23 protein-coding genes are annotated in these 25,850 nt (G+C 73.5%); 11 read left to right on the top strand and 12 right to left on the bottom strand.

Translation table 11 applies throughout. From position 1 onward, the window contains the following. The first annotated feature begins 287 nt into the window (after positions 1–287). On the top strand, positions 288–1,337 hold the full coding sequence (locus RMN56_RS22185) for an IS110 family RNA-guided transposase (protein WP_313719442.1): 1,050 nt from the start codon (positions 288–290) through the stop codon (positions 1,335–1,337). 54 nt (positions 1,338–1,391) lie between these two features. Here the strand turns inward: RMN56_RS22185 and RMN56_RS22180 are convergent, their stop codons facing one another. Continuing rightward, entirely contained in the window at positions 1,392–2,201 is an 810-nt protein-coding gene (locus tag RMN56_RS22180) for a DUF3097 domain-containing protein (RefSeq protein ID WP_313719441.1), read from the bottom strand. 161 nt (positions 2,202–2,362) lie between these two features. On the opposite strand from RMN56_RS22180, the gene RMN56_RS22175 reads away from it, so the two are divergent. Further along, positions 2,363–3,157, top strand: coding sequence for an Rv1486c family protein (locus tag RMN56_RS22175; RefSeq protein WP_313719440.1), 795 nt, complete (start codon positions 2,363–2,365; stop codon positions 3,155–3,157). Positions 3,158–3,164: 7 nt separating this feature from the next. On the opposite strand, the gene RMN56_RS22170 is transcribed toward RMN56_RS22175, so the two are convergent. The 7 genes from RMN56_RS22170 to RMN56_RS22140 all read right to left on the bottom strand — a co-directional run bounded on the left by RMN56_RS22170 (position 3,165) and on the right by RMN56_RS22140 (position 10,238). Beyond that, a complete protein-coding gene (locus RMN56_RS22170; RefSeq protein ID WP_313724831.1) occupies positions 3,165–4,031 on the bottom strand; it encodes an HAD-IIA family hydrolase in 867 nt (288 codons plus the stop codon). After that, positions 3,980–5,011 carry a ferrochelatase gene (locus RMN56_RS22165; protein ID WP_313719439.1) on the bottom strand — a complete coding sequence of 344 codons (1,032 nt, stop codon included), beginning with the start codon at positions 5,009–5,011 and terminating at the stop codon, positions 3,980–3,982. Before RMN56_RS22165 ends, RMN56_RS22170 begins: the two co-directional genes overlap by 52 nt. Before the next feature lie 113 nt (positions 5,012–5,124). Further along, positions 5,125–5,892 (bottom strand): enoyl-ACP reductase FabI, encoded by a 768-nt coding sequence (gene fabI / locus RMN56_RS22160; RefSeq protein WP_262286192.1) that lies wholly within the window; start codon positions 5,890–5,892, stop codon positions 5,125–5,127. A 23-nt stretch (positions 5,893–5,915) separates the two neighbouring features. Next, positions 5,916–6,620, bottom strand: a complete 705-nt coding sequence (gene fabG / locus RMN56_RS22155) for a 3-oxoacyl-ACP reductase FabG (protein ID WP_313719438.1) — start codon at positions 6,618–6,620, stop codon at positions 5,916–5,918. 593 nt (positions 6,621–7,213) lie between these two features. After that, a complete protein-coding gene (locus RMN56_RS22150; protein WP_313719437.1) occupies positions 7,214–8,164 on the bottom strand; it encodes a VWA domain-containing protein in 951 nt (316 codons plus the stop codon). Next, on the bottom strand, positions 8,161–9,153 hold the full coding sequence (locus tag RMN56_RS22145; protein ID WP_313724830.1) for a DUF58 domain-containing protein: 993 nt from the start codon (positions 9,151–9,153) through the stop codon (positions 8,161–8,163). The genes RMN56_RS22150 and RMN56_RS22145 overlap by 4 nt, the downstream gene beginning before the upstream one ends. Next, positions 9,132–10,238, bottom strand: coding sequence for an AAA family ATPase (locus tag RMN56_RS22140; protein ID WP_313719436.1), 1,107 nt, complete (start codon positions 10,236–10,238; stop codon positions 9,132–9,134). Before RMN56_RS22140 ends, RMN56_RS22145 begins: the two co-directional genes overlap by 22 nt. Before the next feature lie 240 nt (positions 10,239–10,478). Here RMN56_RS22140 and RMN56_RS22135 point away from each other — a divergent pair, with 240 nt between their 5' ends. The 3 genes from RMN56_RS22135 to RMN56_RS22125 all read left to right on the top strand — a co-directional run bounded on the left by RMN56_RS22135 (position 10,479) and on the right by RMN56_RS22125 (position 12,938). Further along, the gene (locus RMN56_RS22135; protein WP_313719435.1) at positions 10,479–10,709 is read left to right on the top strand and encodes a hypothetical protein; all 231 of its coding nucleotides are present in this window, start codon (positions 10,479–10,481) and stop codon (positions 10,707–10,709) included. A 22-nt stretch (positions 10,710–10,731) separates the two neighbouring features. Beyond that, complete coding sequence (locus RMN56_RS22130) at positions 10,732–11,259, top strand: PH domain-containing protein (RefSeq protein ID WP_313719434.1); 528 nt, start codon at positions 10,732–10,734, stop codon at positions 11,257–11,259. A 386-nt stretch (positions 11,260–11,645) separates the two neighbouring features. After that, complete coding sequence (locus tag RMN56_RS22125) at positions 11,646–12,938, top strand: PH domain-containing protein (protein WP_313724829.1); 1,293 nt, start codon at positions 11,646–11,648, stop codon at positions 12,936–12,938. 64 nt (positions 12,939–13,002) lie between these two features. On the opposite strand, the gene RMN56_RS22120 is transcribed toward RMN56_RS22125, so the two are convergent. Further along, entirely contained in the window at positions 13,003–14,100 is a 1,098-nt protein-coding gene (locus RMN56_RS22120; RefSeq protein ID WP_313719433.1) for a phosphatase PAP2 family protein, read from the bottom strand. Between the two features lie 150 nt (positions 14,101–14,250). Here RMN56_RS22120 and RMN56_RS22115 point away from each other — a divergent pair, with 150 nt between their 5' ends. Next, entirely contained in the window at positions 14,251–14,655 is a 405-nt protein-coding gene (locus RMN56_RS22115) for a thioesterase family protein (RefSeq protein WP_313719432.1), read from the top strand. Further along, positions 14,652–15,482: an MBL fold metallo-hydrolase gene (locus tag RMN56_RS22110; RefSeq protein WP_313719431.1), complete on the top strand. Its 831-nt coding sequence runs from the start codon at positions 14,652–14,654 to the stop codon at positions 15,480–15,482. The genes RMN56_RS22115 and RMN56_RS22110 overlap by 4 nt, the downstream gene beginning before the upstream one ends. Before the next feature lie 15 nt (positions 15,483–15,497). On the opposite strand, the gene RMN56_RS22105 is transcribed toward RMN56_RS22110, so the two are convergent. Further along, the gene (locus tag RMN56_RS22105; protein ID WP_313719430.1) at positions 15,498–15,944 is read right to left on the bottom strand and encodes a MarR family winged helix-turn-helix transcriptional regulator; all 447 of its coding nucleotides are present in this window, start codon (positions 15,942–15,944) and stop codon (positions 15,498–15,500) included. Between the two features lie 81 nt (positions 15,945–16,025). On the opposite strand from RMN56_RS22105, the gene RMN56_RS22100 reads away from it, so the two are divergent. Then, positions 16,026–17,246: a multidrug effflux MFS transporter gene (locus tag RMN56_RS22100; protein WP_313719429.1), complete on the top strand. Its 1,221-nt coding sequence runs from the start codon at positions 16,026–16,028 to the stop codon at positions 17,244–17,246. A gap of 10 nt (positions 17,247–17,256) precedes the next feature. On the opposite strand, the gene RMN56_RS22095 is transcribed toward RMN56_RS22100, so the two are convergent. Beyond that, positions 17,257–18,186 carry a carbohydrate kinase family protein gene (locus RMN56_RS22095; RefSeq protein WP_313719428.1) on the bottom strand — a complete coding sequence of 310 codons (930 nt, stop codon included), beginning with the start codon at positions 18,184–18,186 and terminating at the stop codon, positions 17,257–17,259. A gap of 324 nt (positions 18,187–18,510) precedes the next feature. On the opposite strand from RMN56_RS22095, the gene RMN56_RS22090 reads away from it, so the two are divergent. Next, positions 18,511–19,641, top strand: coding sequence for a lytic polysaccharide monooxygenase (locus tag RMN56_RS22090; protein ID WP_313719427.1), 1,131 nt, complete (start codon positions 18,511–18,513; stop codon positions 19,639–19,641). 60 nt (positions 19,642–19,701) lie between these two features. Here RMN56_RS22090 and asnB read toward each other — a convergent pair whose 3' ends face one another. After that, positions 19,702–21,663, bottom strand: coding sequence for an asparagine synthase (glutamine-hydrolyzing) (gene asnB, locus RMN56_RS22085; RefSeq protein ID WP_262286204.1), 1,962 nt, complete (start codon positions 21,661–21,663; stop codon positions 19,702–19,704). Positions 21,664–21,773: 110 nt separating this feature from the next. Here asnB and RMN56_RS22080 point away from each other — a divergent pair, with 110 nt between their 5' ends. Next, positions 21,774–23,252 (top strand): aminopeptidase P family protein, encoded by a 1,479-nt coding sequence (locus RMN56_RS22080; RefSeq protein ID WP_313719426.1) that lies wholly within the window; start codon positions 21,774–21,776, stop codon positions 23,250–23,252. A 298-nt stretch (positions 23,253–23,550) separates the two neighbouring features. Continuing rightward, positions 23,551–25,551 (top strand): hypothetical protein, encoded by a 2,001-nt coding sequence (locus RMN56_RS22075; protein ID WP_313719425.1) that lies wholly within the window; start codon positions 23,551–23,553, stop codon positions 25,549–25,551. Positions 25,552–25,850: the final 299 nt, after the last annotated feature.

Below are 25,850 nucleotides of genomic sequence, written 5' to 3'. Positions count from 1 at the left end.
TGACATACGACGGGCCGGGGGCGACGGTTCCCGGCGGAGGGATCAAGCCTGACAGTGAGGATCATGGGAAGGAGCTCTCTCCGGCCTGGTCTGACCCTAAGCCTGGCTGACCTTGAGTCTTCAACCGGATCTGCCGACCCGGCCGGAGAGAGCTGCTCGTGCACTCACCGGACGGGTGTCGTGACCTCATAGGAGCCTGGCCAGAGGCCCCATCACTGTCTTGTCCGATCCTGCCCGGCTGGTGCGTGCCGCCCTGACCAGTCGACGACAGGACAGCAATGCCCACCATGACACATCCCACCGTCCAGGTCACCGCAGGTGTCGATACGCATAAAGACACCCACACCGCCGCCGCGCTCGACGACACGGGCCGGCTCCTGGGAACCGCGCAGTTCGCAGCCACACCAGCAGGGCACCGGCAACTGCTGACCTGGCTGAAGCAACACGGCAGCGTCACCGTCATCGGTGTCGAGGGCACCGGCGCCTACGGCGCCGGTCTCACCCGCTACCTGCACACGCAGGACATCACCGTGGTCGAGGTCGACCGACCCGACCGCACCACCCGCCGTCACCACGGCAAGAGTGATCCGGTCGATGCCGAAGCCGCCGCCCGCGCTGCTCTGACCGGACGCGCCACCGGCATCCCGAAACAACGCGACGGATGCGTGGAAGCCCTGCGCCAACTCCGGATCGCCCGTACCTGCGCGATCCGGCACCGCGCCGACGTGCAGCAACGTCTGCACTCACTGACCCTCACCGCCGGCGAAGCACTACGCGGCAAACTGCGTGACCTCAGCCCCACACAGCTGGTCCGCACATGCGCCGCGCTACGCCCCGACCCTGCCCACGCCAGCAACCCCGACACCGCAACCAAGATCGCGCTGCGCAGCCTCGCCCGCCGCCACCAGCAACTGACCACCGACATCACCGAACTCGACCAACTGATCAACCCGCTGGTCAAAGCAATCAACCCGGCTCTGTCCGCCGCCTACGGCGTCGGACCCGAAGTCGCCGGACAACTCCTGGTCACCGCCGGCGACAACCCCCACCGCCTACGCACCGAAGCCGCCTTCGCCATGCTCTGCGGCGTCGCACCCCTACCCGCCAGCAGCGGCAAAACCCACCGCCACCGACTCAACCGCGGCGGCGACCGCCAAGCCAACTGCGCCCTCTACCGCATCGCCGTGACCCGCATCGCCCTGACCCGCCTCGCCCGCGACCCCCGCACCCGCGCCTACCGCGACCGCCGCATCAAGCAAGGCCTCAGCACCACCGAAGCCATCCGATGCCTCAAGCGCTACATCGCCCGCGAAATCTACGTCCTACTCACCACTTGACAGACCATAGGAGCATCCGCCCGGAGCGGGGCACGGTCGCCTGAACCACCACCACTAAGGCGCGGTGACGAAGTCGATCAACCGCTCCATGGCGTTGATCAGCGGCGTCTCCACGTCGGCGAAACTGTCCACCCGGGACAGGATGTGCCGCCACATGTCCGCCGGCTCGGCCACCCCGAGCGCCGCGCAGACGCCTTCTTTCCAGGGCCGCCCCGGCGGCACCACCGGCCAGGCCGGGATGCCGAGCGCCCGGGGCTTCACCGCCTGCCACACGTCGACGTACGGGTGCCCGGTGACCAGCACGTGCGGCGAGGTGACCCGCGCGACGATCCGGCTCTCCTTCGAGCCGGGCACCAGGTGGTCGACCAGCACGCCGAGCCGGCGGCCCGGGCCGGGGTCGAAGGCGCGCACCTCGGCGGCGAGTTCGTCGATGCCGTCGAGGGGTTCCACCACGACGCCCTCGATCCGCAGGTCGTCGCCCCAGATCCGCTCGACCAGCGCCGCGTCGTGCACGCCCTCGACCCAGATCCGGCTGGCCTTGGCGACCTGCGCCCGGACGTTGTCGACCGCGATCGAGCCCGAGGCGGTGCGCCGCCGGGCGGCGGGCACCGGGGCGCGGGCCGGCCGGCGCAGGGTGACCGGCCGGCCGTCGAGCAGGAACGCGGCGGGCAGCAGCGAGAAGTTCCGCCGCCGGCCGTGCCGGTCCTCCAGCACCACCGCGCCGGACTCGAACCCGACCACCGCGCCGCAGAAGCCGGAGTCCGCGTCCTCGACCACCAGGTCCGGTTCGGCGTCGACCTCCGGGATCACCTTCCGCCGCCGCCAGTCGCCCGCCAGCACGTCGCCGTCGTATCGCCCCGCCATGTGGATCACGCTAGCCACCGGCCCGGCGCGTCGCCCGGCGACGCGCCGACCAGGTGCCCCACCGGCGGCACAGAAAGGGGCGAAGGGGGTACTTGGGGGCAGGTCACGCCGCCGGAGCGGCAGCCGAGACAGCGACGGCGGCGAGCACGTACCCTTTCGGCATGTCCTCCCCCGCAACGGGCGCGGCCACGCTGGCTCCGCGCCGGTCGAGCCGGTTCGTCGCCTGGGTACGCGCCTGGCGCGCCGGCCTGGTGCCCTTCGACGAGGTCGCCGACGAGATCGCCGGCGACGAGGAGCACCTGGTCGCCGACGCCCCCGGCACCTGGACCGACGTGTCCCTGCGGGATGCGCTGCCCAGCCTGGCCAAGCTCTCCCCGGACGAGATCCGCCTGGTGCTGCCCGCCCCGGGTGACCCGCGCGGGCTGCCCGGCCCCGGTGACTTCGCGGGGGCGGCGCTGCTGGCCGGCGAGGCCGTGGTGGCCAGCGGGCTCGGGTTCGTCCCGGAGGTGCGGACGCACACCTCGGGCTCGGGGATGACCTGGGAGACGGTGCTCTGGCGGGTCCACCCGCTGCCGGCCGACGCGCCGAGGGCGTCCCTCACCGCGCCGGGCGCCGCCGAGGCGGAGGCGGAACTGGCCGCCGCGCTGGCCGAGACGACCGCCGCGCTGACCCGGCTCGACGTGGCGCAGTGGCGGCCCGAGCTGGCCGGCGCGCTCGCCGCGCTGCGCCGCCCGGACGGCGGGACGGACCTGCCGCCCGGCTTCGACCCGCGGTCCCGCCGGCTGTTCGCGCGGGCGGCCGTGCTGGACCGGGTGCTCGCCCTGGCCGGGGAGAGCGCCCCCGGCGGGGCCGTGAACACCTTCGAGGCGCAGCAGCGGGACGCGGCGCTGCGGCCGTTGACCACCGCCTGCCGGCAGGCCCTGGTGGCCGCCTGCAACGCCCCGCTGCGCCCCTGAGCCGGGCTCAGACCTCGTCGATCAGGTCGGCCACCGAGCCGACGACGCGGGACGGCCGGTAGGGGTAGCGCTCGGCCTCGGCCCGGCTGCTGATCCCGGTGAGCACCAGGATCGTCTCCAGCCCGGCCTCCAGGCCGCAGAGGATGTCGGTGTCCATCCGGTCACCGATCATGGCGGTCGACTCGGAGTGCGCGTCGATGGTGTTCAACGCCGAGCGCATCATCATCGGGTTCGGCTTGCCCACGAAGTACGGCTCCACCCCGGTCGCCTTGGAGATCATCGCGGCCACCGAGCCGGCGGCCGGCAGCGCGCCCTCCACCGACGGGCCGGTCGCGTCCGGGTTGGTGCAGATGAACCGGGCCCCGTCGTTGATCAGCCGGATCGCCTTGGTGATCGCCTCGAAGCTGTAGGTGCGGGTCTCCCCCAGCACCACGTAGTCGGGGGCGAAGTCGCTGAGCACGTAGCCCACCGCGTGCAGGGCCGTGGTGAGACCGGCCTCGCCGATCACGTACGCGGTGCCGCCCGGCCGCTGGTCGGCCAGGAACTGGGCGGTGGCCAGCGCGGACGACCAGATCGCCTCCTCCGGCACGTCCAGCCCCATCCGGGCCAGCCGGGCCCGCAGGTCCCGGGGCGTGTAGATGGAGTTGTTGGTGAGCACCAGGAACGGCTTGCCGGAGGCGCGCAGCTTCTTGACGAACTCCGGCGCGCCGGGCACCGGCTGGCCCTCGTGCACCAGCACGCCGTCCATGTCGGTGAGCCAGCTCTGCACCGGCTTGCGGTCATGCATGTGTCGTCCCCACGGGTTGTCGAAGGTGGCCGGGCTCAGGGCCGGCGGGAGGGAGGCACGCAGCACAGCGCCGGGCAGGTGTCCCAGGTGGGCAGTTCGCCGAGGCGGCGGAAGTAGCGCTGGCCGTCCGGGGCGTTCCGTTCCTGCACCAGCTCGCGGACCATCGCCACGAACCGCGGGTCGGTGCCCGGCGTGCCGGCGCGGACGAAGTCCAGACCGAGCTGCTTGGCCGTGTCGAGGGCCTCGGTGTCCAGGTCCCAGACCACCTCGAGGTGGTCGGAGACGAACCCGATCGGGCTGACCACCACGCCGGTCACGCCCTCGCCGGCCAGCGCGGCCAGGTGGTCGTTGATGTCCGGCTCCAGCCACGGCACCTGCGGCGGCCCGGAGCGGCTCTGCCAGACCAGGTCGTACGGCAGGTCGGGCGCGGCGGCGGCGTGCACGAGCCGGGCGGTCTCGGCGAGCTGGGCGGTGTACCGGCCGCCGTGCGGGCCGGCGGTGGCGGCCGCCGACACCGGGACGGAGTGCGCGGTGAACACGAGCCGGGTGCTGTCCCGCCGGGCGGGGTCGAGCTGCGCGAGCGCGGCCCGCACCGCGTCGGCGTGCGGCTCGACGAAGCCCGGGTGGTCCCAGAACTGGCGCAGCTTCTCGATGAGCGGGGCGTCCGGGCCGACCGCGGCCCGGGCGGCGGCGATGTCCTCCTGGTACTGCCGGCAGGACGAGTAGCCGCCGTAGGCGCTGGTGACGAAGGCCAGGGCCCGCTGGACGCCGTCGTCGCGCATCTGCGCCACCGTGTCGGCGAGCATCGGGTCCCAGTTCCGGTTTCCCCAGTAGACCGGCAGGTCGACGCCGTTGGCGGCGAAGTCCTCGCGGATCGCCGCGAGCAGGTCGCGGCACTGCTGGTTGATCGGGGACACCCCGCCGAAGTGCAGGTAGTGCTCGGCGACCTCGGCGAGCCGCTCGGGCGGCACGCCCCGCCCCCGGGTCACGTTCTGCAGGAAGGGCAGCACGTCCTCGGGCCGCTCCGGGCCGCCGAAGGAGACCAGCACCAACGCGTCGTACGCCATGGCCCCATTCTCCCCCGACGGCCGGGACGGTCCGGCGGCTACCCCGGGGTGCGGGTGTTAATAAGGGGCCCCTGCTCTACCGGAGGCGTTAAGAAGGGGCCCCTCCTTGCGCTTCAGGCGCCGATCGCGTGGTAGCCGCCGTCGACGTGGACGATCTCGCCGGTGGTGGCCGGGAACCAGTCGGACAGCAGCGCCAGGCAGGCCCGGGCGGCCGGCTCCTGGTCGGTGAGGTCCCAGCCCAGCGGGGCCCGCTCGGCCCAGGCGTCCTCGAACTGGTCGAAGCCGGGGATGGACTTGGCGGCGATGGTGCGCAGCGGACCGGCGGCGACCAGGTTGCTGCGGATGCCCTGCTTGCCGAGGTGCAGGGCCAGGTAGCGGGAGGCGGACTCCAGCCCGGCCTTGGCCACGCCCATCCAGTCGTAGACCGGCCACGCCTTGGTGGCGTCGAAGGTGAGCCCCACCACGGCGCCGCCCGCCGACATGAGCGGCAGCGCCGCCATGGCCAGGGACTTGTACGAGTAGGTGGAGACCTGGAGGGCGGTCGCCACGTCCTCCCACGGCGCGTCGAGGAAGCCGCCGCCGAGGCAGCTCTGCGGGGCGAAGCCGATCGAGTGCACCACCCCGTCGAGGCCGTCGACGTGCTCGCGCACCTTGTCGGCCAGGCCGGCCAGGTGCTCGGTGCTGGTGACGTCCAGCTCGATCACCGGCGCCGGTTCGGGCAGCCGCTTGGCGATCCGCTCGACCAGGGAGAGCCGGCCGTAGCCGGTGAGCACGACCTGCGCGCCGTTCTCCTGGGCGAGCTTCGCCACCGAGAAGGCGATCGAGGCGTCGGTGATGACGCCGGTGACCAGCAGCCGCTTACCGGCCAGGAGTCCGGACATTGTGCAGTTCCCTCCGTACTTTCTCAGTGACCCATGCCCAGGCCGCCGTCGACCGGGATGACGGCGCCGGAGATGTACGCGGCGGCGTCCGAGGCGAGCCAGGTGACGGCCGCCGCGACCTCCTCCGGGCTGGCCATCCGGCCCGCCGGGATCGACTTGCGGATCTCCGCCTTGCGCTCCTCGGGGAGGCCGGCGGTCATGTCGGTGTCGATGAAGCCGGGCGCCACCACGTTCGCCGTGATGTTGCGGCTGCCCAGCTCGCGGGTGATCGACCGGGCCACCCCGACCAGGCCGGCCTTGCTGGCCGCGTAGTTGACCTGCCCCGCGCCGCCGGCGAGGCCGACGACCGAGGAGATGAAGATCATCCGACCCCACCGGGCCCGGAGCATCTTCGTCGAGGCCCGCTTGGCGACCCGGAACGCGCCGGTCAGGTTGGTGTCGAGCACCCGGGTGAACTGTTCCTCGGACATCCGCAGGAGCAGCGTGTCGTCGGTGATGCCGGCGTTGGCCACCAGCACCTCGACCGGGCCGAGTTCGGCCTCGACGGCGGCGAACGCCGCGTCCACCGCCTCGGCGTCGGTCACGTCACACCGCACGCCGAACAGCCCCTCCGGGGCCTCGCCGCTGCGGTGGGTCACCGCCACCCGGTCGCCCTGCTTGGCGAAGGCCTGCGCGATGGCCAGGCCGATTCCCCGGTTTCCGCCGGTCACCAGCACGGTACGGGCCACGGGTTCCCCCTCTGCTCAGCTGATCTCCCAATCGCTGGCGAGCCTAGGCGTTACCGAGGGGTAAGCGCTAACCCGCGCCACGTCGGCGGGCGGTCCGGCGGCCGGTCGGGCGAGGCCGGTGCACCGGTCGGCCGAGTGCGTGCCGCCGGTGCGCCGGGTGTACGATGATCGACGTTTGCGGGCAGTGGATCGCCCGCATCGTCGAGCCCCGCCGACCGCAGGAGGTGATCGCTGTGCGAGATAGCGATCCTCCCAGTCGTGGCCGGGCCGACCGTCAGTCCCGCTGAGCCACGACTCAGTCGGCGCGGCTGACCCCGCTCCCCCGCCCCGCCGCACCACTCCGTCTCCCCGGCCGTCCGCCGGGGCGGCCGTGGCGCGCGGCCGGCGGAGCACCCCGGTCACGACTTCGTGTGCGTACGCCCTGATCCACCCCCGCGGTCCGCCCGCCGGACCGTCCGTCGCCACGGAGCAGTCCCATGAGCCGTTACGTCGCCCCGCTGGGCTTCACCCTCGCCGCCGTCTGGGTGGCCGTCCTCTTCGTCCTGGCCGGCGGCGGTCACTGACCACCGCCGGCCGGGCACCGGCCGCCCGCCTCAGATCAGGCGGGACGACCAGAGCAGGCTCAGCCCTCCCGCGCAGAGCGCGAGGAGCAGCGCGACCCCCGCGTACCACTGGGTGATCTCCCGCGGCTCGGTCCGGAAACCGATCGAGCTGCCCATGTCCTGGTAGACCTGCTTCAGCTCGCTGACCGACGCGGCCTCGTAGAAGTAGCCCTGCGTGGTCTCCGCGAGCTGCGACAGCGCCATCCGGTCCACCGGCACCCGCTGGAGCTGGCCGCCGATGTCCACCTGCCCGGAGTCGGTGCCGAACGCGATGGTCGACACCGGCACGTTGGCCGCCTGTGCCGCGGCGGCCGCCTCCTCCACCGAGCGGCCCGAGGTGCGGTAGCCGTCGGACAGCAGCACGATCCGGGCCGGCGGGATGCCGGCCGCGCCGTCCGCCGGCACCGAGCGGATCGCCTCCAGGCAGGTGAAGACCGCCTCGCCCGTGGCGGTCGCCTCGGCCAGCACCAGCCCGTCGATCGCGCTGGTCACCGCGCCCCGGTCCTTCGTGGGCGGCACCAGCACGTTCGCCGACTTCGCGAACGAGACCAGCCCGAGGTTGTAGCTCCCCGGCAGCTCGCCGACGAACTGCTTGGCCGCCTCCTGTGCCGCCTCCAGGCGGTTCGGAGCCACGTCGTCGGCCTGCATGGACAGTGACACGTCGATGGCGAGCATCACGGTCGCCCGTTCGAGGGGCTCCTTGGTGTCGATCGCCGGCCGGGCCAGCCCGGTGGCGAGCACCAGCAGGCAGAGCAGGAACGCGGTGGCGGCCGCGTGCCGCCGCCAGCCCAGCCCCTTGGGCGCCAGGGTGCGCAGCAGGTCCACATTGGTGAACCGCATGGCGTACTGCCGGCGGTGCAGCTGCCGCCAGACGTACGCGGCGGCCAGGGCGAGCACCGGCAGCACGGCCAGCAGCCACCACGGTTGCAGAAAACGGATCATCGAGTCGTCCCTCGGGTACGGGCGTGCCGCTGCGCGGCCACGAAACGCACCATGTCCAGCAGCCAGTCTCGGTCGGTAAGCAGGCGCAGGTGGGCCGCGCCGGCACTGCGCAGCTCGGCGGCGATCGCCGCGCGCTGGGCGGCCGCCGACTCGGCGTACCGCTTGCGCAGCCGCGGGTCGGCGGTCTGCACCTCGTGCAGCTCCCCGGTCTCCGGGTCGACCACCGGCAGCACCCCCACGTCGGGCAGTTCCAGCTCGCGCGGGTCGACCACCTCGACGGCCAGCACGTCGTGCCGGACCCGCAGCTTACGGACCGGCCGGCCCCACTGCTGCGGCGGCGCGAGGAAGTCGGAGATCACCACGGCGACACCCCGCCGGCGCGGCGGGCGGTTGAGCATGTCGACGAGGGCGCCGAGATCACTGCGACCGGGCCGGATCTCGGTGTCGGCGATGGCCCGCAGCAGCCCCTGCGCCTCCTTGCGCCCGGCCCGGGCGGGCAGCCGCCGCAGCGTCCCCGGCCCGGCCGGCGGGGAGCCGCCCCGCCACCGGCCCGCCGGCGCCGGCGTGCCCGTGCCGACCACCGCGCCGATCCGGTTGCCGCCCCGGACGGTCAGGTGGGCCAGGGCGGCCGCCGCGGCGACCACCACGTCCCGCTTGAGCCACTGCCCGGTGCCGAAGTCCAGGCTGGCCGAGAGGTCGACCGCCAGCCAGGTCTCCAGCTCGCGGTCGGCCACCGTACGCCGGACGTGCGGCATGGTGGTGCGGGCGGTGACCGGCCAGTCCATGCGGCGCACGTCGTCGCCGGGGCGGTACTCGCGGGACTCCCCCGCCTCGCTGCCCGGGCCGGGCAGCAGCCCGGCGTAGTCGCCCTGGAGCAGCCCGTCGAGCTTGCGGGTGACCATGAGCTGCAGCCGGGCGAGGACGGCGCCGGAACGCTCGCCGCTGGCCGGCAGCCGGGTGGGTGGGGTCACGGCCGCTGCCCGGGCCAGCCGCCGTGCGGGACGGCCGGTGGGGGCGGCGTGGCCTGCTGGCGGGGCGCGACCGCGGGCAGCGGGATGGTCGACATCACCCGGTGCACGATGTGGTCGGCCGGCACGTCGTCGGCGAGCGCGTCGTAGCTGAGCACGAGCCGGTGCCGCAGGATGTCCGGGGCGATGTCCTGCACGTCCTGCGGCAGGGCGTAGTCGCGGCCGCGCAGCAGGGCCAGCGCCCGGGTGGCCCGGACCAGGCCGAGCGAGGCGCGCGGGCTCGCGCCGTACTGGATGAGCTGCGCCACGTCGGGCATGCCGTGCTCGGCGGGGGCGCGGGTGGCCAGGACCAGCCGGACCGCGTAGTCGACCAGCGCGTTGTGCACGAAGACCTGGTCGGCCTTGTGCTGGAGCGCGATCAGGTCCGGGGTGTCGAAGACCCGGGCCGGCTCGGGCGGGGCGACGCCCATCCGGTAGACGATCTCCCGTTCCTCCGCGTCGGTCGGGTAGCCCACCACGATCTTCATGAGGAACCGGTCCCGCTGCGCCTCCGGCAGCGGGTAGACGCCCTCCTGCTCGATCGGGTTCTGGGTGGCCATCACCAGGAACGGGTCGGGCACCCGGTGGGTCTCGCCGCCGATGGACACCTGCCGCTCGCTCATCACCTCCAGCAGCGCCGACTGCACCTTGGCCGGAGCGCGGTTGATCTCGTCGGCGAGCAGGAAGTTGACGAAGACCGGGCCCAGCTCGACGTCGAACTTCTCGCTGGACTGCCGGTAGATCCGGGTGCCCATGATGTCGGCCGGCACCAGGTCGGGAGTGAACTGGACCCGGGCGAACGATCCGCCGACCACCTTGGCCAGGGTCTCCACGGCCAGCGTCTTGGCGACCCCGGGCACCCCCTCCAGCAGGCAGTGGCCCCGGGCGAGCAGGGCCACGAACATCCGCTCGACCATCCGGTCCTGACCGACGATCACCCGCTTGATCTCGAACAGCGCCCGCTCCAGCAGCGTGGCGTCCTGCGCCGGGGTGGTGGTCGCCGGGGGCGGCGCGTCCGGCGCGGCCTCGGTCGGAATCGGGGCGTCGGGCGTGGTCGGCTGGGCCACCGGTCCTCCACAGCATGGTCGTCGTCGGGCGTGGTGCGTATCAAGACTGTCATGCCTTGCTGAGAGGCGAGGGTGGGAGAGGGACGATTTTCGCCGCGCCGTCCCCCGGCACGGAAAACCCTGAACACGGGTGGACAACAAGGGGTCCGGCGTGTGTACGATTCACCCCGTCGCCGGGCGGCTCCCCCCGTGGCCGCCCGGCGCTAAAGCTCCCGGCGCGCGGCCTCTAGACTCGCCCCGGTGACCACTCCCACTCCCCCCGACGACACGCTCGTCTGCTCGGCGCGGGGGTGTCGCGCGCCCGCCGTGTGGGAGCTGCGCTGGAACAATCCCCGCCTGCACCCGCCCGAGCGGCGCAAGACCTGGCTGGCCTGCCCCGCACATCGCGGGTCGCTGGGCGACTTCCTCGACGCACGCGGCTTCCTGCGCGAGGTCGTACCGGTGCCCGGATCGCCTACGCTCGGATCGTGAGCGAGCGCAGCGGGATCAGCCGGTGAACGGTGACGACCTCGCCGGCCGGCCGCCGGCCCCGACCGGACCTCTGGAGCCCTGGCCGGACACCGTCCGGTGGCAGCCGATCTCCCGTGACCTGATCTGGGTGGAGCTGATCCGGCTCGGCATCGGCCTGGCCGTGGCGCTGGTGGTGCTCGGCGTGGCCTGGGCGGTCGCCGGCCACTGGCTGCTCGGTGCCGCCCTGGGCCTGGCGCTGCTGCTGGCCGCCTGGCGGGCGGTCACCATCGTCCGCGCGGTGCGCGCCTGGGGCTACGCCGAGCGGGCCGACGACCTGCTGGTCCGGCACGGCCTGCTGGTGCGGCGGCTGTCCATCGTGCCGTACTCCCGGATGCAGTTCGTCGACGTGAGCGCGGGGCCGCTGGAGCGCGCCTTCGACCTGGCCACCGTGCAGCTGCACACCGCCGCGGCGGCGAGCGACGCCCGGGTGCCCGGCCTGCGACCGGCCGAGGCGTCCCGGCTGCGGGACCGGCTCACCACGCTGGGCGAGGACCGGGCGGAGGGGCTGTGAGCGACGGCCCGGCCGAGCCGGAGCCCGGCGCCCCGCCGCCGCACCCGCCCGCCGCCGCACCGCCGCCGGCCGCCGCCGAGGCACCCCGGAACGGCCACCCCTGGCCACCGCAAACGGGGTACGCCCACCCGGCGCCCCCACCCGGGTACGGGCCACCCGCGCCCCCACCCGGGTACGGGCCACCCGCGCCCCCACCCGGGTACGGTCCACCTGCGCCGCCCTGGCCGGGTGCGGGGCATCCCGCGCCGCCGCCCGGCTACGGACCGCCCGCGCCGCCCTGGCCGAGCGCGGGACATCCCGGGCCGCCCGGGGCCGGCCCGTGGGGGCCGCCCGCGACGAACCCGCCGGGGGCGCCGCAGCCGACCGGGGAGGAGCCGCGGCAGCGGCTGCACCCGCTGAGCCCGGCGTTGCACGGCGCGAAGTCGCTGGTCGTGGTGATCGCCGGTCTCTCCTGGTCGACGCTGTCCCGGGTCGGCTTCGGCTGGTTCGCCGTACTGGTCGCGGTCTTCGTCCTCGGCGCCACCGTGCTGTCGGTGATCAGCTGGTGGAACACCGGCTACCACGTGGTGGGGCGGGAGCTGCGGGTCCACGAGGGGCTGCTCTGGCGGCGTACCCGGGCGATCCCGCTGGAGCGGCTGCAGGCCGTGGAGGTGGTCCGGCCGCTGCTCGCACAGCTCACCGGGCTGGCCGAGCTGCGGCTGGAGGTGGTCGGCGGCGGCAAGACGGAGGCGCCGCTGGCGTACCTGAGCGTGGCCGAGGCGAGCGCGTTGCGGCACCGGCTGCTCGCGGTGGCCGGCCGCGCCCCCGAGGCCGCCCCGCCCGCCGCCGGCACGCCGCCCGCGCCCGCCCCGGCCGGGCGGCTGCTGCACCACGTCCGCAACCGCGACCTGCTGGTGAGCCAGCTGCTCACCCCGCAGGCGTTCCTGCTCCCGTTCGGCGTGGCGTTCGTGGTGGCGCAGTTCGTCTCCGAGGGGTCCTGGTCGTTCATCGCGGTGGCCAGCACGCTGACCGCCATGGCCGGCGTGCTGCTGCAACCGGTCCGCCGGGTGCTCGACGACTGGAGCTTCCGGCTCGACCGGGACGGCGACACGCTGCGGGTACGCAACGGCCTGCTGGAGACCCGGGTGCAGACCGTGCCGCTGCACCGGGTGCAGACCGTCGGGGTGACCTGGCCGCTGCTCTGGCGGATGAAGGGCTGGCTGCGGCTGCGGCTGGAGGTGGCCGGCTACTCGGGTGCCGAGCCGGACGACCGCAACCGCCCGGACCGGCTGCTGCCGGTCGGCGACGCGCCCACCGGCGAGCTGGTCGTCGCGGAGGTGCTTCCCGGCGTCCGGCTGGCGGCGCTGCCCGCCACGCTGCCGCCCCGGCGGGCCCGCTGGCTGCGCCCGCTGAGCCGGACGAGGGTCGGTGCCGGCCTCGACGAGCGGGTCTTCGTGGCCCGGTCCGGGCTGCTGACCCGCCGGTTGGCGCTGGTGCCGTACGCCCGGATCCAGAGCGTGCGGGTGACCCAGGGCCCGGCGCAGCGGCGGCTGCGGCTGGCCACCGTGCACGCGGACACCGCCGGCGGCTCGGGCGCGGCGGCGCTGGACCGGGACCTGGCCGAGGCGTGGGAGCTGGCGGCGGAGCTGACCGCGCGGGCGCACGCCGCCCGGCGGAGCGGCCCGGGCCGGCCGGGCTGAGCCGGACGGTCAGCGCTCCGCCGCCACCGTGGCGCGGGCCGAGCCGTTCCGAGCGGGCGGACGGTCAGCGCTCCGCCGGCACGGTGGCCGGATCGGCGTCCGCCGGCCGGGCCGGGTCGGCGTCGGCCAGCCGGGTCTGCTCGGCGTCCGCCGGCCGGGCCGGGTCGGCCGTGGGGGCCGCCTGCGTGGCCGGGGCGAGCAAGGCGCGGCGGGCCCGGCGGGCCGCCCACCAGCGCTCGGCCAGCCCGACCACCAGGAAGGTCAGGCCGACGTACGCCCAGCCGACCAGCACGTCGATCAGGTAGTGCTCGCCGCTGTAGATCAGCGTGAAGGTCATCGCCAGCGGATACGCCAGCAGGAGCGGCCACCAGCGCTTCCGGGTCGCGCGTAGGAAGAACAGGACCACGAACAGGGCGAACGCGGTGTGCAGCGACGGCATGGCGGCCACCGGGTTGGAGGCGATCTGGCCGGCGTTGAGCAGGTTGCCCGCGCCGTGCATGCCGATCTCCTTCCAGCCCCGGGTGGAGATCCGCGCGACGTCGGAGAGCAGCCCGTTCTGGGCCGCCCACCACGGCGGGGCGGCCGGGTAGAGGAAGTAGGTGGCCAGCCCGGCCGCGCAGAGGAAGCCCCACCGCCGCATGTACGCGCCCCAGCGGGCGCGGTTCCGCAGCCAGAGCACCGCGGCGGCGGCGAGCGTCGCCACGAAGTGCGAGAAGTAGATCCAGCTGACCGCCACGTCCCACCAGTGCACCTGGTCGGGCCGGTAGAGGTGCTGCTGGAGCCAGATCGTGGGTACCTCCCCGCCGGTGGCCCAGCCGGTCAGGAACCGGTCGGCGACGATCAGCTCCATGGCGTGCGGCGTCGCGCCGTTGTCGGCGAACCCGCGGGAGAGGTTGTACGCGGCCAGCAGCAGCACCACCGGGATCCAGTCCCGGGCGAAGCGCAGGTGGCTGCGCCACGGGCGGGACGAGTGCCAGGCGATGGTGCCCGCCCAGATCCAGAGGAACGCGTACGCCGGGTCGGTCGGCAGGCCGATGGCGAGCCAGGCCGCCACGAAGGCGATTCCCCAGATCGCCATCGCCACCACGCGACGGCGCCCGCCGTCGGGGGACGCGGTCGGTCCGGCGGGGGCGGGGGGCGGGGGGTCAGTCAGCACGGCCATCGCGGACAAGGTTAACGGCGTGCGACGGGACCGCCGACGCCGACCGCCCGCCACCGGGGCCGGTCGCCCCCGTCCGGTCTCCGGCGAGGGGGCCGGGGCGGCGGTCCGGACGCCGCCCGGGCCCCGGGGCCGCTGCACTAGGCTCGGCCCATGCAGGAGCAGCCGGAGTCGCCCTTCGCCCCGGGCCTGACCGCCCGGGTCGAGCTGACCGTCACCGACACGGACACCGCGCTGGCGGTGGGCTCGGGCGACGTGCCGGTGCTCGGCACGCCCCGGGTGCTCGCGCTGGCCGAGGCGGCCACCGTGGCGGCGGTCGCCACCCGGCTGCCGTCCGGGTCGACGACGGTCGGCACCCGCCTCGAGCTGGAACATCGCGCGGCCACGCCGGTCGGGCGGACGGTGGCCGCCCGGGCGGAGCTGGTCAAGGTCGACGGCCGGCGGCTGGCCTTCGAGGTGATCGTGACCGACGGCAACGAGGTGGTGGCCACCGGGCGGGTCGAGCGGGCCCTGGTCGACCGGCAGCGCTTCGTCGAGCGCGCCGTGCGGGCGTCATGACCGCCCGGTTCGTCGAGGTCGCCGACGGCGTGCACGTGCTGCGCGACCCGCTGCTGCACGTCAACGTGACGCTGGTGGTGGGCGACGGCGCGGCGCTGATCGTGGACACCCTCTCCACCGCCGGGCAGGCGCGGGAGCTGGCGGAGGCGGCCCGCGCGGTCACCCCGCACCCGTGGACGATCGTCAACACCCATCACCATTTCGACCACTGCTTCGGCAACGCCGCCCTGGCCGCCGACCCGCCCCGCCCGGTCTACGCGCACGCCCAGGCCGCCGCGGTGCTCCGCGACCATCCGGACGAGCTGCGCCGGGCCGCGTCCGAGGAGATGCGCGCGGAGCAGCCGGAACTCGCCGCCGAGCTGGCCCGCACCGAGCTGCTGGCCCCGACCCACCCGGTGCACGCGGAGGCGGAGCTCGACGTGGGCGGCCGGCGGGTGGTGCTGCACCATCCCGGGCACGGGCACACCGACGCCGACCTGGTGGTGCACGTTCCGGACGCGGACGTGCTGGTCGCCGGCGACCTGGTGGAGCAGAGCGGGCCGCCGGCCTTCGAGGAGTCGTACCCGGTGCAGTGGCCGGACGCGGTGGCCGGGCTGCTCCGGCTGACCACGCCGGCCACGCTGGTGGTGCCGGGGCACGGCGAGCCGGTCGACGTGGAGTTCGTCCGGGCTCAGCACGCCCAGCTCGCCCGGCAGGCCTGGCTGATCCGGGCCGGCCACACCGGCAACGCCCCGCCCGAGCGGGTGGCCGCCGAGTCGCCGTTCGGCGCCCGCCCCGGTCTCATCGCGGCCCGCCGCGGCTACGCCGAGCTCGACGGCGCCGCCTGACCGCTCCTCTGCGGGTCAGGGGCGGGCGCGCAGGGCGGTCAGCAGGGCGTCCAGGTGCGGGGCGGCGGCGAGGATCGCGTCGCGGGCCGGCGGGTCGAGGGTGGCCAGGGCCTCGGTGAGCAGGGCGCTGCGGTGGACCGCGTAGTCGGCCATCCGGGTGCGGGCGGCCTCGGTGAGGGCGAGCCGCACCACCCGCCGGTCCTCCGGGTCGCGGTCGCGCGCCAGCAGCCCGGCGTCGGTGAGGTCGCGGACCAGGGTGCTGACCGTGTTCGGCGCGGTGCCCAGCCGGCGCGCGACCTCCTTGCCGCTGATCCCCGGCTCGGCCCGGACCAGGTGCAGCACCTCCACCTGCGCCTCGGGAAGGGCGTCCCGGTTGGCCCGGGCGACGACCTTGCGGCGGAGCAGCCGGTGCAGTTCCCCCAGCACGGCCCCGAAGCGCGCGACGGCCTCGTCGCTCGGCACGGAGTCACCTTCTTCACATCGCAATAGTTCTGGATACAGAGCTAAGGTTACCCGGAATCGTCCATTTCAGGGGGAACCTCCGTGAGCCAGACCGTGCGGACCGCCGCGCGCCCGACCATCGACCCGCGGCCCGCACGGGGCGGCGCCACCCTGCTGGTGCTGCTCGGCACGCTCACCGCGATCGGCCCGCTCTCGCTGGACATGTACCTCCCGGCGTTCCCGGCGATGACCCGCGACCTCGGCGCCGACCAGGCCGGCATCCAGCTCTCGCTGACCACCTGCCTGATCGGCCTCGCGGTCGGCCAGTTCGTCACCGGCCCGCTCAGCGACCGGTGGGGGCGGCGCCGGCCGGTGCTGATCGGCGTCGTCGCGTACACCGTGCTCGCGCTCGTCTGCACCCTGGCGCCGAACGCGCCGCTGCTGGCCGCCGCGCGGTTCGTCCAGGGCCTGGCCGGCGGCATGGGGGTGGTGGTCGCCCGGGCGGTGGTCCGCGACCTCTACTCCGGCCGCGCGGCCGCGAAGTACTTCTCCCGGCTCACCCTGGTATTCGGCGTCGCGCCGGTGGCCGCGCCGAGCGTGGGCAGCCTGGTGCTGCGGTGGGGCGACTGGCGGGCGGTCTTCCTCACCCTGGCCGCCATCGGGCTGCTGCTGTCCGTCGCGGTCGCCCTGCGCCTGCCCGAGACGCTGCCGGCCGAGCGCCGCAGCACCGGCGGCCTGGCCGCCACCGCCCGGACCATGCGGTCGCTGGTCGCCGACCGGGTCTACCTCGGGTACGCGCTGACCCAGGGCTTCGCCTTCGCCGGGCTGTTCGCGTACATCTCCGGGTCGTCGTTCGTGTTCCAGGACGTGTTCGGCGTCTCCGCCGTGGCGTTCAGCCTGATCTTCGGCCTCAACGCGCTCGCCCTGGTCGCCATGGGGCAGGCGAACGCCCGGCTGCTCGACCGGTTCAGCCCGCGCGGGCTGCTGGTCACCACGCTCGTGGTCGGCGTGGTGGCCGCGACCGGGGTGCTCACCGGGGCGCTCGCCGGGAGCCTCGCCGTGGTCGCGGTGGCGCTGTTCGCCTTCGTCGGCTCGCTGGGCATGGTGATGCCGAACAGCACCGCGCTGGCGCTGGACGCGCACGCCCGGCACGCCGGCACCGCCGCCGCGCTGATGGGCGGCGTGCAGTCGGTGATCGGCGCGCTCGCGGCGCCCCTGGTCGGCCTGGGCGGCGAGGGCAGCGCCACGCCGATGGCGATCGTGCTGGCCGCCGCCGCCGCGCTCTCCCTCACCGCCGTGCTCACCCTCGCCCGCCCGCGCTGACCCGCGCGGATCAGCGGAACCGGTTGGCCACCGCCTCCCGGGTGGGCATGGCGGTGGCCCCGCCGGGCGACTCGCAGACCAGGCCGGCCACCCGGAGGGCGAAGGCCACCCGGTCGCGCCAGCCGGTCGGGTCCACCGGCTCACCGGCGTGCAGCAGGTCGGCGACGAGCGCGCCCATCACCGAGTCGCCCGCGCCCGTGGCGTCCACCGCGTCGACCTTCGGCGCGGGGACGCGTACCACGTCGTCGGCGGCGGCGACCAGCGCGCCGTCCGCGCCCAGGGTGACCACCACGGTCCCCGCGCCCAGCTCCCGCAGGTACGCGGCGACGCCCTCGACCGGCTCACGCGGGTAGAGGTGGCGGGCGTCGGCGGCGCTCAGCTTGACCAGGTGGGCGCTCGCCGCGAACTCGGCGACCACGGCGCGCAGGTCGTCCAGCGCGTCCGGGCCGGCGAGCAGGCTCGGGCGCACGTTCGGGTCGAACACCCGCAGCGCACCGGCCATCGCCCAGGCCCGGCGGGCGGCGGCCAGCACCGGCGGGTCGAGCAGCACGATCGAGCCGCAGTAGAGCACCTGCGCGCCCTCGACCACGGCGACGTCCAGGTCGTCGGCGGTGAGCAGCGCATACGACCGGGGTTCGCCGTAGAAGCGGAAGTCCGGTTCCGGGCCGGCGAAGGTGGCCACCGCGAGCGCCGTGGGCGCCGGCACGGTGACCGCCCCGTCCAGCCCCACGCCGGCGGCGCCCAGGAAGGCGCGGATCCGCCCCGCGAGCGGGTCGTCGCCGAGCGAGCCGACGAACTGGACGTCACCGCCGAGCCGGGCCACCGCCACGGCCACGTTCAACGGCCCCCCGCCGATCGCCTGCCGGAAGACGGGCTCCCCGTCGTGCTCGGCGTCGAGCAGGTCGACCAGCGCCTCGCCGAGCACCACCGCGTACCCCATCCTGGCTCCCTCCGTCGGTGTACCTCCGATCCTGGCGTATGGCGGGGTCCCGGCGCGACGAGACTCCCGCATCGACGGACGGCTATTGCGCGGGCAGACCGGACGTGATGGGATTGCCGTGCCGGGAGGGCGCGGGGGCTGCCGCGCCACCGGGTCGAGCCGACGCGAGGGCACTGACGGTCCGTGGCACGGACCGAGGCGGTGCGCGTCCCCCCGACGGCCCCGGCCGCACTCCGACCGCCGGGCGTGGCACCGCGATCGTCGCATCCGCTCGTCGCAGCGGGGCCGGCCGTGCGGGTCGCGTCCCGCGAGTCAGGAGATCCCGTGCACCGATCCCGTACGGCCGCGCTGCTCACCGCGGCCGCCACCCTGGCCCTGGGCGCGTTCGCCCTGGCCACCGGCTCCGACCCGGCCGCCGCGCACGGCGCGGCGATGACCCCGGGCGCCCGGACCTACCTGTGCTGGAAGGACGGCCTCACCCCGACCGGGGAGATCAGGCCGAGCAACCCCGCCTGCTCGGCGGCGGTGGCCCAGAGCGGCACCAACTCGCTCTACAACTGGTTCAGCGTGCTGCGCTCCGACGCGGGCGGCCGGACCGTCGGGTTCATCCCGGACGGCAAGCTGTGCAGCGGCGGCAACCCGAACTTCAGCGGCTACGACCTGGCCCGCACCGACTGGCCGGTCACCCACCTGACGGCCGGGCGGAGCATGGAGTTCCGCTACAGCAACTGGGCCCACCACCCGGGCACCTTCTACTTCTACGTCACGAAGGACAGCTGGAGCCCGACCCGGCCGCTGGCCTGGAGCGACCTGGAGGAGCAGCCGTTCCTCCAGGTGACCAACCCGCCGCAGCGCGGCTCGGTGGGCACCAACGACGGGCACTACTACTTCACCGGTTCGCTGCCGGCCAACAAGAGCGGCCGGCACATCATCTACTCCCGCTGGGTCCGCTCGGACAGCCAGGAGAACTTCTTCGGCTGCTCGGACGTGACCTTCGACGGCGGCAACGGCGAGGTGACCGGGATCGGCTCCGGCGGCACGCCGTCGCCGAACCCCACCACGCCCACGCCGGGGCCGACCAGCCCGACGCCCACCCCGACCTCGCCGAGCCCGACCCCGACGAGCCCGACGCCCACCCCGACCATGCCGTCCGGCACCTGCATGGCGGTGTACAAGGTGGTCAGCGCCTGGCAGGGCGGCTTCCAGGGCGAGGTCACGATCATGAACCACAGCACCCGGACCTACGCCGGCTGGACCGCGAACTGGACCTGGCCCAGCGGCCAGAGCATCACCCAGCTCTGGAACGGCACGGTGAGCAGCAGCGGGGCCGCGGTGACGGTCACCAACGCCGCGTACAACGGGAGCGTCCCACCGGAGGGCACCACCACGTTCGGCTTCACCGCGAACTTCTCCGGCACGAACACCCTGCCCACGGTCACCTGCACCGGCCGGTGACCCGGAACTGAGCAGGGCCCCCGGGGATCCGTCCCCGGGGGCCCTGCCGGCACCGCCGCGTCAGCGGACCATGCTGCCGACCACCGGCTTGGTGAGCAGGGCGGACTGGTTGCGCTGGATGCCCGGGTCGAGCGTCTTCGCCACGAAGATGGCGTGCCAGATGCAGAAGATCAGCACGGTCCACACCTTGCGGGAGTGGTCCGCCTCCTCCCGCTTGTGCTCCTCCAGCAGCCGCATGGCGTACGACAGGTCGATGAGGTCGCCCGCGCCGGAGGTGGCCAGCACGTGCCGGGCCCACTCGTACATCTCGCCGCGCAGCCACACCCGGGTCGGGGTCGGGAAGCCCAGCTTCTTGCGGTTGACGATGGCCGGCGGCACCACGCCCTGCAGCGCCTGGCGCATCGCGTACTTGGTCGCCTCGGAGCGGGGCGGCAGCTTCAGGTCGACCGGGATGCCCGCCGCCACGTTGAACACCTCGCGGTCGAGGAAGGGCACCCGGACCTCCAGCGAGTGCGCCATCGAGATCCGGTCGGCCTTGACCAGGATGTCGCCGCGCAGCCAGGTGTAGAGGTCGACGTACTGCATCTTGGTGACGTCGTCCAGCTCGGTGGCCTCGGCGTAGATCGGCGCCGTGACGTCGGTGTAGCGGACCGAGGGGTCGTAGCGGCGCAGCAGGTGCTGCTTCTCCTCCTCGGTGAACATCCGGGCGTTGCCGTAGTAGCGCTCCTCGATCGGGGTGGTGCCCCGCTCCAGGAAGCTCTTGCCCTTCACGCCCTGCGGGATGGCCTTGGAGACCGCCCGCAGGCCCTTCTGCACCCCGCCCGGCAGGCTGTTCACCGCGTTGAGCGACAGCGGCTCCCGGTAGATCGTGTAGCCGCCGAAGAACTCGTCCGCGCCTTCGCCGGACAGCACCACGGTGACGTGCTCGGCGGCCTTCTTCGCCACGAAGTAGAGCGGCACCAGGGCCGGGTCGGCCACCGGGTCGTCCAGGTGCCAGACGATCTTCGGCAGCGCGTCGATCATGTCCTGCGGCCCGATCTTGGTCGGGATCGTGGTCACGTCGAGGTGCCGGGCCGAGTCCTGCGCCACGTCGATCTCGGAGTAGCCCGGCACGTCGTAGCCGACCGTGAAGGTGAGGATGTTCGGGTTGAACTCCCGGGCCAGGGCCACCACGGCGGTCGAGTCGATGCCGCTGGAGAGGAACGAGCCGACCGGCACGTCGGAGCGCATGTGCATCCGGACGCTCTCCCGCAGCGTCTCCCGGATCTCGTGGTAGAGCTTCTGCTCGTCGGAGACCGGGGCCGGCCGGAACACCGGCCGGTACCAGCGGCGCACCTCGATCCGGCCACCCGGCGTCCAGGTCAGGTACTCCCCCGACCCGATCCGGCTGATCCCCTTGTGCAGCGTGCCCGGCTCCGGGACGTACTGCAGGGTCAGGTAGTGGCTCAGGTTGGCGGCGTCGATGCCCGCGTCGCCCTGGTACGCCGAGTGCGCGAAGGGCAGCAGCGCCTTCTTCTCCGAGGCCAGGTAGAGCCCGTCCTGGGTCTCCAGGTAGTGCAGCGGCTTGATGCCGAAGTAGTCCCGCGCGCCGAAGGCCCGCCGCTCCTGCCGGTCCCAGATCACGAAGGCGAACATGCCGCGCAGCCTGGTGAGCACCTGCTCACCCCAGTAGTGGTAGCCGGCGACGATCACCTCGCCGTCGCCGTTGGTGGCGAACTGCGCGCCGTGGTCGCGGATCAGCTCGTCCCGCAGCTCGATGTAGTTGTAGATCTCGCCGTTGAACGTGAGCAGGTAGCGCTCGTTCGCGTAGGGCAGCGGCTCGTGGCTGAGCGCCACGTCGATGATCGCCAGCCGCTTGTGCGCGAACACCCCGTCCGCGTACCGGCCGGAGGCGTCGCCGACCACCTCGACCCCGGTCTCGTCCGGGCCGCGGTGGTGCAGGCACTCCAGTGCTCCGGCGATGTGGTCGCGGTGAGCGGCGGCGTCACCGCGCGCGCTGAAAAAGGCCAGGAGTCCGCACATGGTCGCCATCTTTCCACGCGCCGGAAGCCGCCGTCGCGGCACCGCAGGCACTCCCCGTTCCCGCCCGCGCGGTACGGTCTGGACCAGCGACGAGGCGCAAGGAGGCGAGCATGGCCGAGGAGCGGGCACAGCAGCAGGGCAAGCCGGCGGACGGCACCGAATCGCACGACCCGGACTTCCCGGAGGCGTTCCTGTCCTTCATGCGGCAGGGCTGGCGGGACACGGAGCTGCCGGTCGGTCCCCGGCCGGAGGTGCCCAACCACGCCAAGCGGCGGGCCGCGCTGGCCGAGGCCTTCCCGGGCGAGACGCTGGTCATCCCGACCGGCACCGAGAAGGTACGCGCCAACGACACCGACCACCGGTTCCGGCCGGGCAGCGACTTCGCGTACCTGACCGGCGACCTGGAGCCGGACAGCGTGCTCGTGCTCCGGCCGGGCGGCGAGGCCACCCTGTTCATGCGGCCCCGGTCGTCCCGCGCGACCGACGAGTTCTTCCGCAGCCGGCACGGCGAGCTGTGGGTGGGGCGGCGGCCGACGCTGAAGGAGAAGTCGACCGAGCTGGGCCTGCCGACGGCCGACCTGACCGAGCTGGACGCGGCGCTGGCTGAGCTGGCGCCGGGCCGCACGCGGGTGCTGCGCGGCTTCGACGCCCGGGTGGACGCCGCGGTGCGGCCGTACGACGGGGCGCGGGCCGAGGGGCAGCCGGGCCGCGACCGCGAGCTCGCCATCGCGATCTCCGAGCTGAAACTGGTCAAGGACGAGTGGGAGATCGCCCAGCTCCAGGAGGCGTGCGACGCCACCGTCCGCGGCTTCGAGGACGTGGCCCGGGCGCTCCCGGCCGACCGGGCGGTCTCCGAGCGGCTCCTCGAGGGCGTCTTCGCGCTGCGCGCCCGCCATGACGGCAACGACGTGGGCTACGGCTCGATCGTCGGCGCCGGCGAGCACGCCACGATCCTGCACTGGGTGCACAACCACGGCGCGACCCGCCCCGGTGAGCTGCTGCTCATGGACATGGGCGTGGAGAACCGCAACCTCTACACCGCCGACGTCACCCGGGTGTTCCCGGTCGACGGCCGGTTCACCCCGCTCCAGCGCCAGGTCTACGACGCCGTCTACGCCGCCCAGCAGGCCGGCATCGACGTGATCAAGCCGGGCGTGGCGTTCCGCGAGGTGCACCTCACCGCCATGCGGGTGCTCGCCGAGGCGCTGAAGGACCTCGGCCTGCTGCCGGTCAGCGTCGACGAGGCCATGGACCCGGCGTCGACGGTCTACCGCCGCTGGACGCTGCACGGCACCAGCCACATGCTCGGCATCGACGTGCACGACTGCGCCAACGCCCGCAAGGAGACCTACCGGGACGGGCCGCTCGGCGAGGGCTACGTGCTCACCGTCGAGCCGGGGCTCTACTTCCAGCCCGAGGACGAGCTGGTCCCCGAGGAGCTGCGCGGCATCGGCGTACGCATCGAGGACGACATCCTGGTCACCGCCGACGGCCCGGTGAACCTCTCGGCCGGCCTGCCGCGCCGCTCCGACGAGGTGGAGACCTGGCTGGCCGAGCAGCGCGAGGCCGGCCCCCGCCTGCCCGGCTGACCGACAGGCACGACCCCCGGCGGGCCCGCCGCCGGCGTCTGCGAGGTTTCTCGCGGTAACGACGCCGGTGCCGGGCCCGTCGTCGTTTGCGCTGCCCACGGCCACCCGGTGTCGCTACGCCCCCGGCTGACGCCGCCCGGCGGGATGTGAGTCAAATGCGCGATTTCTTCGGATCCGTCCGCGTCGCGAGGATCCTTCTCATACGGTGGCAATCAGAGGCTGCAACCGATTTGTAGCTGGTCGCTCGACCTGGGGCGGTGCGACCCCTTTAGGTAGACCGAAAGGGCGGAAGGCTCTGATGTCCAACGACGTAACGAACAGCGACGGCGGGGCCCCGATGACCCCGTCGACGAACAGGCGGCGGGCCCTCCTGGTCGCCACCGGCGTGGCCGGACTGACCGGCGTCGTCGGGCTGGCCGCACTCGGTGGCCTCGCGGCCCGGGACAACGACAAGTCCGGCACCCCGAACCGCGTGGCCGAGAACCGCGCGGCCGCGCCGCAGCACGCCTCGGACGCCGACAAGGGCGACCACGAGGACGGCAAGGACGGCAAGGACGGGGACAAGGGCCGGTCGGACGAGGGCCGGGACCGCGGTGAGTGGGACGCGGACGGCGGGGACCACGGGAAGGTCCGTGAGGTGCCGTGTGATGACGACGAGCTGGTCGAGGCGCTCGATCTGGCGAACCGGGATCACGGTGGCACGTTGAAGCTGGCCGAGGACTGCACGTACGAGCTGGGCGAGAAGGACCGCAAGTTCGGTGCGGCCCTGCCGGAGATCAAGCAGGACATCACGATCAAGGGCAACGGCTCGACGATCAAGCGGGACGCCGAGGACACGTTCCGGATCTTCCGGGTCGTCGACGGCGGCGACCTGACCCTGAAGGACCTCACGGTCAAGGGCGGCAACGCCACCGCCTTCAAGTACGGCGGCGGCGGACCGCAGATCCCGGGCGGACCGGGCAACGGCGGTCCGATGGCACCCGCCGTCATGGGCGCCGCGCCGGTCCAGGCCGCGCCGGTCGCCGTGGGCTCCGGTTCGCAGGGCTCCGGCTCGCAGGGTTCGGGGTCGCAGGGTTCGGGGTCGCAGGGTTCGGGGTCGCAGGGCTCGGACTCGCGTGACGGGGACAAGCGCGACGAGAAGAAGGGTGAGGGCGACGGCGGTGCGCTGCTGGTCGAGCGCGGCGGCAGCGCCCACCTGGTCAAGGTCAAGCTCACCGACAACAACGCCGAGGAGAACGGCGGCGCCATCGCCAACTTCGGCCGCGTCCACCTCGAAGACAGCAAGGTCGAGAACAACCACGCCCGCCAGGACGGCGGCGGCATCTTCAACCGCGGCGTGCTCAAGGTCGAGGAATCCCACATCGACGACAACACGGCCGGCGGCAACGGCGGCGGCATCGCCAACGGCAACGGCAGGAACGACAAGAACAACCACGACCCGCACAACTACGGCCAGAACAACAACGGCCAGAACAACTACGGCCAGAACAGCTACGACAGCAACAGCTACGACAGGAACAAGGACAAGGACTTCAAGCACGACGACGAAGCCGGCACCGTCGAGATCGTCGGCTCCGCCAAGGGCAAGGACAGCGTCCAGAGCACCCTGTCCGACAACAAGGCCGGAAAGAACGGCGGCGGCCTGTTCAGCTCCGGCGGCTTCGTCACCATCACCTTCACCGCCATCACCGGCAACACCGCCTGCGAGAACGGCGGCGGCATCTACGCCGAGAACACCGCCCTCAAGCTCGACAAGGTCCTCGTCGCCAAGAACCACGCCGACGGCAACGGCGGCGGCATCGTCAACACCGGCGGCAAGGACAAGGAGAAGGAGAAGGACTGGTCCTCCAACGGTGGCGACAGCAAGGAGCGCGACAACCGGGAGCGCGACAACAAGGAGTCGGACGCCACCGCGACCATCTCCGACAGCACGATCGTCGACAACACCGCCAACCGCTTCGGCGGCGGCATCTTCAACGGCGAATGGCTCGTCAAGGTCGAAGACGGCTTCACCGAACGCCGCGACCAGAAGGACGACAACGCCACCCTCACCCTGCGCGACACCGAAATCAAGAACAACACCGCCCTCAACGGCGGCGGCATCTTCAACAACAAGGGCAAGGTCACCCTGACCAAGACCCACGTCACCAAGAACACCGCCACCGACACCGCCAAGCTCCACCGCGTCGCCGGCGGCATCCTCAACAACGAGGGCAAGGTCAAGCTCGACGACAAGTCCACCGTCACCAACAACGACCCCACCAACTGCGCCAACACCGTCGAAGACTGCTTCAACTGAACCACCACATAACCCGGGGAGTCCCTTTCCGCCGCGCCACGGCGGGGAGGGACTCCCCTGCCCCCGAGGTCACCACCGGGTGGTTCGTCGTGCTCCCGTCCCGTACGGGCCCTCAGTAGCGTCCGGCGGCCTTACGCCTCCGCCGAACCCCCTTCGCCGACCGGATGCCCTCACGCGCCTGCGGTTCCCTCTGGGTCCCGCCGCCCGGCCCACCCCGTTTGCGGGTTTTTTTCGTATATGGGCACGAGGTGAAGAACCTTCTCATACGTTGGTCTTCAGCAGCTACAACCGATTTGTAG

The sequence above is a fragment of the Micromonospora halotolerans genome (assembly GCF_032108445.1).
Taxonomy (GTDB): Bacteria; Actinomycetota; Actinomycetes; order Mycobacteriales; family Micromonosporaceae; genus Micromonospora; species Micromonospora halotolerans.
This window is presented reverse-complemented; position numbering and strand designations above follow the sequence as displayed.